The organism is Virgibacillus sp. FSP13 (assembly GCF_054048505.1).
The window spans coordinates 1-8263 of sequence record NZ_JBSVKG010000048.1 but is presented as its reverse complement, the minus strand read 5'-3'; the positions used below and the strand labels follow the sequence as shown (position 1 = coordinate 8263).

Below are 8263 nucleotides of genomic sequence, written 5' to 3'. Positions count from 1 at the left end.
TATTATGCTTTGCTTCATCAGCAACGCAACGTTTACTAATTTACCATGATTATTCCCTGAACGCAAGAGAAAAATGTAAATAAAGAAAAGGAAATTACTGTAACCTGCTGTTTATACGTAAATAAATAAGCCAGATAGCCCGAAATGGCAATGATAACCCCACCTTTCAGGGCCATCCAACTCATTATAGCACCGTAACAATGATCAAATTACTTATTACGCATTTGCGGGAATAACAATACATCGCGGATCGATGGTGAATTTGTTAATAGCATTACAAGTCGATCGATTCCTATACCAAGTCCCCCAGTTGGAGCCATGCCGTACTCCAATGCTTCCAGGAAGTCCTCATCCATTAAATGAGCCTCATCATTTCCTTCTTCTCTTTCCTTGAGCTGTGCTTCAAATCGTTCTCTTTGATCAATAGGGTCATTTAATTCACTAAAGGCATTTGCATGTTCACGACCAACAATAAACAGCTCAAATCGATCGGTAAAACGGCTATCCTCTTTATTTTTCTTTGCTAGTGGTGATATCTCGACCGGGTGACCATAAATAAATGTTGGTTGGATTAGTTTCTCTTCCACTCTTTGTTCAAAGAATTCATTTACGACATGTCCAAACGTCATTGATTGTTTTATCTCTATTCCATGTTCTGCCGCTAAACTTCTAGCATCTTCATCACTCATCTGTTCCCAAAAATCCACACCTGTAAACTCTTTAACCGCATCTACCATGTGTAGTCTTGTCCACTGTGGCTCTAAGGATACTTCCTCTTCCCCATACGTAATTGTTGTTGTACCCAAAACTTCTTTCGCAATATGGGCAATCATATTTTCTGTTAACGACATGACATCATGAAAATCAGCGTACGCTTCGTATAATTCCATCATGGTAAATTCCGGGTTGTGTCTAGTTGATACACCTTCATTACGGAACACACGACCAATTTCATATACCTTTTCCATTCCACCAACAATCAGGCGCTTTAGATGTAACTCAATTGCAATACGCATGTATAACGGGATATCCAAAGCGTTGTGGTGCGTTACAAACGGTCTGGCAGCTGCCCCGCCAGGAATACCGTGCATCATTGGTGTTTCCACTTCTAAAAATCCTTGCTCGTTTAAATAATGCCGCATGGATTGAATAATTTTACTGCGCAAAACAAATGTCTCTCTACTATCAAGATTCGTAATTAAATCTAGGTAACGTTGACGATAACGTTGCTCTACATCCTTTAAGCCATGATATTTTTCTGGTAACGGACGCATCGATTTAGTTAGTAACTGGAATTCTGTAGCCTTTACAGAAAGTTCACCGACTTTCGTTTTGAACATCACGCCTGTTATACCGACAATGTCACCCAAATCAGTTGATTTAAATAGCTCATATGCTTCTTCACCGATTGCATCTTTACGTACGTATATTTGGATTTGTCCACTTAAATCCTGCAAATGAGCAAAGCCCGCTTTTCCTTTTCCACGCTTTGTCATCATCCGTCCTGCGATCGTAACCTTATCTGTTTTTTCCTCCAATTCTTCTTTTGAAAACTGATCATACTTTTCAATTAGTGATTTCGCTAAATGGGTTCTGTTAAATTTCCCTCCAAATGGATCGATATCCTGTTCGCGATAAGCTTCTATTTTTTCCCGTCTGACCCGCATATGTTCATTTAATTCTTCTGACACCATTATCACTCCAATAATTTTATTTAATTGTCTGTATAGATAGGAAGAGGAACTCCCTTCAAACTTGGCATCTACCCCGTCCATAATATCCATTGAATAAACTTCATTGCTATGATTTTATGATTAAACAAAAAACTGCCAGCAAGCCACTGGCAGGTCTCTCTTCGTTATTAGTATAGGAAAAGCAATTGGTCATGTCAATTATACGCGTTTATGACGTACTTATTGCATTTTCTAATTTCCCTCTAACGTTAACTCTTCTCGCGAGACAGCTAACGTATTACCTATTTTACTAATCAGTTCATCACTTGCCACCTCTGTCCCCCGCTCAACTCTACCTAAAACAGCTATTGGTACATCGATTTCCTTAGCAAAGGCTACTTGTGTATATCCTTTTAATTTACGGAATGCTTTTATTCGTCTACCGAGTCGCTTTGTGTCCATCTAGTTACATCCTTCTTATCTTGGGCTGACAAATCTTTCACCAAGTCTGTCACGCTCTTATTCCGGTTTAGGATACATAAATCCGGTTCAATTTCTGCTAATGGAATAAGCACAAAGGCTCGTTCATGCATTCTAGGGTGTGGTATAATAAGCCGTTTTGTTTCTTCATTTTCATTATTAAAGATTAAAATGTCAAGATCTATTGTACGTGGGCCGAAGCGAATTTCCCTTTTTCGGCCTAATTGAAGTTCGATCGACTGACAAACGTCCAATAACTCTATCGCTGAAAGGTCCGTATTTAGCTCAATAACCATATTCAAAAAATCGGCTTGATCCGTGTAACCAACTGGTGCTGTTTCATAAATGGATGACTTTTTTTCCACCGAAATAGCGTTATTTTCTTCAAGCAATGTCAATGCTTCCGTTAAATGTTGATATCGTGGTTCAATATTTGTTCCTAAAGCAATATAAATACCCATTATAGTGATTTCTCCCGGAAAATTTCCACAGCAACAGACTGATAATGACCAGGTATCGGGGGATCTGGTTTCGTTACTTTAACCGCGCACGCCGCTAATAATTCAAAGGACGAAAGTAATACGTCAGCAATCCTTTCAGCAACTGCTTCAATAAGATTCTTTGGCTCCCCTTCTGCGACATTTTTAGTTAATTCATAAACATGTCCATAATCAATAGAATCATCCATTACATCAGATAGACCTGGCTTTTTTAGGTCCATCATTAGTTCAACATCAACATAAAATCGCTGACCGAGTTTGTTTTCTTCGGGAAAAAGACCGTGGTACCCATAAAACTCCATACGATTTATTGTAATCTTATCCATTAATTGTCGCCTCTTTCCGTAACATCGCATCCATCATTTTTGCTAACTCTACATTCATAATTACATTGTGCACACGGATAATTTGTGCACCTTTTACTATCCCAAGACAAGTTGTTGCGCCTGTACCGTTATCCCGATCAGGGGCTGGTACGTCTAACACCTTACCTATGAACGACTTCCGGGAGGTCCCTAACAAAACTGGATATCCTAGGTCGGAGAACTTTTCAAGATTATTCATTACAGCTAAATTGTCCGCTGCTGTCTTTGCAAAACCGACACCCGGATCAAGGATGATATTTTCCTCAGCTACGCCAGCCTTAATTGCAATTTCAATACTACCTTGTAAATCCCTTTTCATATCATCGATTAATGACGTGTAATTTTTATCCTCACGATTGTGCATTAATATAATCGGCACATTACATTCCGCAGCAACATTTGCTATTTCAGGGTCTTTTTTTGCACCCCAAATATCATTAATGATTTCTGCACCAGCTCCAATCGCTTGTCTTGCCGTTTCTGCCTTATATGTATCAATCGAAATAGGTACTTGCACTTCTTGCTTAACCGCCTGTATCATGGGCAGGACTCTGTCTAATTCCTCTTGTAATGATACCGCTTGATGATCAGGTCTTGTGGACTCCCCGCCAATATCAATCATATCTGCACCTTGATGCTCCATTGTCACAGCCTGTTTAACCGCATTATCTGATGTTGCATAGCTACCTCCATCAGAAAATGAATCTGGTGTTACATTCAGGATTCCCATTATGTGCGTTCGTTCTGTTAAATCAAATGTCTTCATATTTGTTTTTAATATCATATGGCAACCTTCTTCCAGTGCAATTTTTCTCTCTATATCGTACCATATAAAAAAGGACTAGCACCAGTCCATTTGATGCTAACTCCTTCTTTCTCGTACTGTTCGAAAGGAGCCAAATAATTGTAAGTAGTTCAGATAACGTAGAGATACATACAAAATAACACGACAAAAAGCATATCAATCGGGTTGATATTGATATCGCTTATATGAATTTAAACAACAAAATATCATAGCAATTCACAAAGTTTGTTGCTATGGATATAAAGTGTGACATAACTAAGAAATTGCTCTCCCGCCGTTCCGGAAATACACTGTTTTACCTTTTCGACTATCTATTATAATGTAATTAAATACGAATAAGATGGTTAGGGGTCTTCAGACACGTGCTGTCCCCGCAGGAGTCGACTGCCCGCAGCGAAAATCACGTTGCTGTTACGTCGCACTTTATATCAACTAAAAACAGAGTGCTAAAACCATTGCGATTTAGCACTCTATTTGCATTGTCTTTTATGATTTTCTCCACACATACTGAACTAATTAAAATAATCGATTGGCTCTTTTTGAAGCATGGATATGCTGTTTAATTTTCCTCATCAAATTGATAAAGTGGAGTAGATAAATAACGTTCGCCATTATCAGGTAATACAGCAAGCACTTTTTTACCTTCACCTAATTTTTTAGCGACTTTTTTTGCCGCAGCTATTGCCGCACCTGAGGATATTCCGCCTAAAATGCCATCCAGTTTTGCCGCCTCACGTGATGCAGTAAATGCTTCATCATTAGTAATACGCACAACTTCATCATAAACATCTGTGTCTAGAACTTTTGGTACAAATCCTGCACCAAGACCTTGGATTTTATGCGGGCCAGGCTTGCCACCAGAAAGAACCGCCGAATCTTCTGGTTCAACTGCGTAAACCTTAATATCTTTAAAATGGTCCCTCAATACTTTTCCAGCACCTGTAATTGTTCCACCAGTACCAATACCGGAAACAAATCCATCAAGTCCGTCTTTCATTTGTTCAACAATTTCATTTCCAGTTGTACGTGCGTGCACTTCTGGGTTTGCCTCGTTGGTAAATTGTTGCGGCATGAAGTAGCCATTTTCTTCTTTAAGCTCCTCAGCTTTTTTAATAGCACCATTCATTCCATCAGCACCTGGTGTCAATACTAGTTCAGCACCATATGCACGTAATAAATTTCGGCGCTCTTTACTCATCGTATCCGGCATCACAATAACCGTTTTATACCCTTTAGCTGCACCAATCATCGAGAGTCCAATCCCTGTGTTACCACTAGTTGGTTCGATAATCGTATCCCCTTCTTTTAAAATACCTGCCTCTTCTGCAGCCTCAATCATTGACATTGCAATACGATCTTTCACAGAACTACCCGGGTTCATAAATTCTAACTTCAAATAAATATCTGCACTATCTTTGTCTGCAGCACGGTTTAACTTTACAATTGGTGTTTGCCCAACTAACCCCGCAATATTATTAGCAACTCTCATATGAATCCCCTCCTAATTCCTAGTATTTTTGTATGATTTAATTATAATGTACGTTGTTTGCCTGTTTTTGTCAACTAAAATGGGGAATAATTCACTGTTATTTTAGCCGAAAGATGTTCAGCTATTCATAGATCCATTTAATATCAGCTTTATCCCAAAGCGAATCGGCCGTTAAGGATCGACCATTTTTTTCTAATGCCAATTCTTCTTTTATATATTGCTTAATTTCATCGTAGGTAAATGTAATGGATGGTAACTTTCGATGCAGGTAGATAATCGATACACCGTGGTCACTTTTGAATGGTTCGCTATATGACCGTTGTTCCATCTCTTTTGCTACCTCTTCATAACCATTAGGAAGGAATTGACTTGAATTTACAAAAAAGCCTAAATAACCTCCAGCACTTTTTGTCTCTTCATCAATTGAATACTCTTTAGCTAAAAGTTTAAATGATGCACCATTATCTAGTTCTTTAACAACTTTTTTAGCTGTTTTAAAATCGGATACAACAATGTGTGAGAGTTGCATGGTAGCTTGGAAATCATATTGTTTTTGATAACCATTATAATAGGCTGTAACTTCATCCTCATTAACCTTCGTATTCTCTGCTAGAAGCGCCATTAACTGGTAACGGTAAACAATATCCTTTCGCCACTTTTTTTCCTTAGATGCCGTTTCCTCTTTGGTCATAATTCCTTGCATTGTCGTTAATAGTGCGATTTCACGATCAATCACTTTCTCACTAATTTCAATGTTACGATTACTTGCTAATTGTTCCACTAGTTTATGATCGACTAATTGCTTCAGCTGACTTTTGCCATGTACGTCTCTAAGTGATTGTATCCAAGCGTTATACGAGATCTCCTCATCACCAACCGTTGCTACTGGTTTCCCACTGTCAATTTTAGCTTTGGTCCCATCAATGGTCACATTTTCATCTTTGTTCCAAGCCAATAATGTCGTAATGTTTGTAACAATTAAGACAACCACGATCCCTAACAAAAGTCTTCTTGACATATGGTGCACCCTTTCATAAAAACCAAGCGTTATTGCTCATTCGAACGTTTCAATTCCTCAAGCTCAACTTCATTAAATTGATAAGTCTCATTACAAAAATGACACGTTGCTTCTGCGCCATGATCTTCATCAATCATCTGCTGAATTTCTTCATCACCAAGTCCTCTGATGGCATTTTGAATTCTCTCCCTTGAACATTTACATGCAAATGTTACTGGCATCTGTTCATGAAAATGAAGTTCTTCATCACCGAATAGTCGTTGTAAAATTTGCTCTGGTGAATTTCCTTCTCTAATTAAATTGGAAATTGGCGGAAAGGACTGAATTTGCGTTTCTAGCCGTTCAATAATTTCTTCACCTGCTCCAGGCATTACTTGTACAATAAATCCACCTGCAGCCAATATTGTCTGGTCTGGATTCACCAACACACCAGCGCCTACAGCTGAAGGTATCTGTTCCGAATTTGCATAATAGTAGGTGAAATCCTCGCCTATTTCTCCAGAAACGATTGGAACTTGACCTGTAAAATAATCTTTTAGACCTAAATCTTTGACAACGCTTAGGCTTCCTTCAGTTCCAACAGCGCGGGCTACGTCTAATTTACCTCGGTCATTGAGGTCAAAATCTACATGCGGATTTGTAACATACCCACGCACTTCACCATTAGCATTTGCATCAGCAATAATAGCACCAATCGGACCGTTTCCTTCAACCTTTACCGTTAATGAATCTTCTCCTTTTAACATAGCACCCATCATTGCTGTGATTGTAACCGTTCGTCCTAGAGCAGCAGATGTGGTTGCCCATGTATCCTGTCTACGTCTTGTTTCCTCTACCATGTTTGTTGATTGAATTGCATAAGCGCGTACCATTCCTTGATATGTCGTCGCTTTTACCAAATAATCCTTCATGATGTTAATCTCCTTTATGAAACGAATTTATTGCATATTTTTTTGATAAATTAAATATAATCCTTTTAATGTTAAATGTTTATCAACGTAATCAATTGTTGTTGAAGCGTCAGAGATTAAGGAAGCTAGTCCTCCTGTCGCAACAACTTTTGGTTCAATCGATGCTTGTTGTTTGATGCGCGTAACGATTCCATCTACTTGTCCTACATAGCCATAAAATACACCAGATTGCATTGCTTCAACAGTTGTTTTTCCAACCATATGCTCTGGTGCCTGTATTTCAATTTTGGGTAGTTTTGATGCTTTACTATATAATGCTTCCATGGAGATATGGATCCCCGGTGCAATCGATCCACCCTGATATTCTTCCTTTTCATTGATGTAACAATACGTTGTCGCTGTACCAAAGTCAATAATAACGAGTGGTGCGCCATATTCAGAGATTGCACCGACTGCATTCACAATACGATCTGCTCCAATCTCTTTTGGGTTCGGATATCCCATTTTCAAAAATAATTGAACTGTGTCCTTGCCAATAATTAAAGGCTCCTGATTAAAATAATACGTACACATTTTTTCTAATGCAAACATAATAGGTGGTACAACGGATGAAATAATAATACCGTGTATATCAGAAAAGCTGATTCCTTTATGATCAAAAAGTGATTTTATTAAAACCCCAAATTCATCTTCTGTTTTATGTCTATCGGTTTTAATTCGCCATTCATGTTTTAGCTGATCTTGTTCAAAGACACCTAAAACAGTATTGGTATTACCTACGTCTAGCACGAAAAGCATCTCTTACCAAACCCTTCTGTTTTTCTGTTAATATCATCGTTTTCTTATCTTTTTAATATACCACAACTATATAGGAAAAGTGCAAGCGCCCTCACAGGCAAAGGACGTAATGCCCTTGAAAAGCAGGCTGTTTTCTAAAAGATTAGGACTGCGATTACTCGCCCCATCGAAAACATTTGTTGTTTTTTTATCCACAGTTGATAGAAAGTGCGTCATAACTGCTA

At 38.5% G+C, this 8263-nt stretch carries 9 protein-coding genes; all 9 read right to left on the bottom strand.

What is annotated here, in order from left to right; translation table 11 throughout:
• Window positions 1-209: 209 nt before the first annotated feature.
• The 9 genes from lysS to ACW2QC_RS19915 all read right to left on the bottom strand — a co-directional run bounded on the left by lysS (window position 210) and on the right by ACW2QC_RS19915 (window position 8039).
• Window positions 210-1694: a lysine--tRNA ligase gene (gene lysS, locus ACW2QC_RS19955; RefSeq protein WP_457545680.1), complete on the bottom strand. Its 1485-nt coding sequence runs from the start codon at window positions 1692-1694 to the stop codon at window positions 210-212.
• A gap of 231 nt (window positions 1695-1925) precedes the next feature.
• Window positions 1926-2135 (bottom strand): helix-turn-helix domain-containing protein, encoded by a 210-nt coding sequence (locus ACW2QC_RS19950; RefSeq protein WP_457545679.1) that lies wholly within the window; start codon window positions 2133-2135, stop codon window positions 1926-1928.
• Window positions 2105-2614, bottom strand: a complete 510-nt coding sequence (folK, locus tag ACW2QC_RS19945) for a 2-amino-4-hydroxy-6-hydroxymethyldihydropteridine diphosphokinase (RefSeq protein ID WP_457545678.1) — start codon at window positions 2612-2614, stop codon at window positions 2105-2107. The genes ACW2QC_RS19950 and folK overlap by 31 nt, the downstream gene beginning before the upstream one ends.
• On the bottom strand, window positions 2614-2979 hold the full coding sequence (folB, locus tag ACW2QC_RS19940) for a dihydroneopterin aldolase (RefSeq protein ID WP_457545677.1): 366 nt from the start codon (window positions 2977-2979) through the stop codon (window positions 2614-2616). The genes folK and folB overlap by 1 nt, the downstream gene beginning before the upstream one ends.
• The gene (gene folP / locus ACW2QC_RS19935; protein ID WP_457545676.1) at window positions 2972-3802 is read right to left on the bottom strand and encodes a dihydropteroate synthase; all 831 of its coding nucleotides are present in this window, start codon (window positions 3800-3802) and stop codon (window positions 2972-2974) included. Before folP ends, folB begins: the two co-directional genes overlap by 8 nt.
• A 580-nt stretch (window positions 3803-4382) precedes the next feature.
• The gene (gene cysK / locus ACW2QC_RS19930) at window positions 4383-5312 is read right to left on the bottom strand and encodes a cysteine synthase A (protein WP_457545675.1); all 930 of its coding nucleotides are present in this window, start codon (window positions 5310-5312) and stop codon (window positions 4383-4385) included.
• Window positions 5313-5433: 121 nt separating this feature from the next.
• Window positions 5434-6330, bottom strand: coding sequence for a peptidylprolyl isomerase (locus ACW2QC_RS19925; RefSeq protein WP_457545674.1), 897 nt, complete (start codon window positions 6328-6330; stop codon window positions 5434-5436).
• A 29-nt stretch (window positions 6331-6359) separates the two neighbouring features.
• Window positions 6360-7241: an Hsp33 family molecular chaperone HslO gene (gene hslO / locus ACW2QC_RS19920; RefSeq protein WP_457545673.1), complete on the bottom strand. Its 882-nt coding sequence runs from the start codon at window positions 7239-7241 to the stop codon at window positions 6360-6362.
• A gap of 27 nt (window positions 7242-7268) precedes the next feature.
• Window positions 7269-8039, bottom strand: coding sequence for a type III pantothenate kinase (locus ACW2QC_RS19915; RefSeq protein ID WP_457545672.1), 771 nt, complete (start codon window positions 8037-8039; stop codon window positions 7269-7271).
• Between the last annotated feature and the right edge of the window lie 224 nt (window positions 8040-8263).

Coding starts and splice junctions, on each gene's coding strand:
- cysK (WP_457545675.1), bottom strand. CDS start 5,312: ATGAGAGTTGCTAATAATATTGCGGGGTTAGTTGGGCAAACACCAATT.
- ACW2QC_RS19950 (WP_457545679.1), bottom strand. CDS start 2,135: ATGGACACAAAGCGACTCGGTAGACGAATAAAAGCATTCCGTAAATTA.
- folK (WP_457545678.1), bottom strand. CDS start 2,614: ATGGGTATTTATATTGCTTTAGGAACAAATATTGAACCACGATATCAA.
- folB (WP_457545677.1), bottom strand. CDS start 2,979: ATGGATAAGATTACAATAAATCGTATGGAGTTTTATGGGTACCACGGT.
- ACW2QC_RS19915 (WP_457545672.1), bottom strand. CDS start 8,039: ATGCTTTTCGTGCTAGACGTAGGTAATACCAATACTGTTTTAGGTGTC.
- ACW2QC_RS19925 (WP_457545674.1), bottom strand. CDS start 6,330: ATGTCAAGAAGACTTTTGTTAGGGATCGTGGTTGTCTTAATTGTTACA.
- folP (WP_457545676.1), bottom strand. CDS start 3,802: ATGATATTAAAAACAAATATGAAGACATTTGATTTAACAGAACGAACG.
- hslO (WP_457545673.1), bottom strand. CDS start 7,241: ATGAAGGATTATTTGGTAAAAGCGACGACATATCAAGGAATGGTACGC.
- lysS (WP_457545680.1), bottom strand. CDS start 1,694: ATGGTGTCAGAAGAATTAAATGAACATATGCGGGTCAGACGGGAAAAA.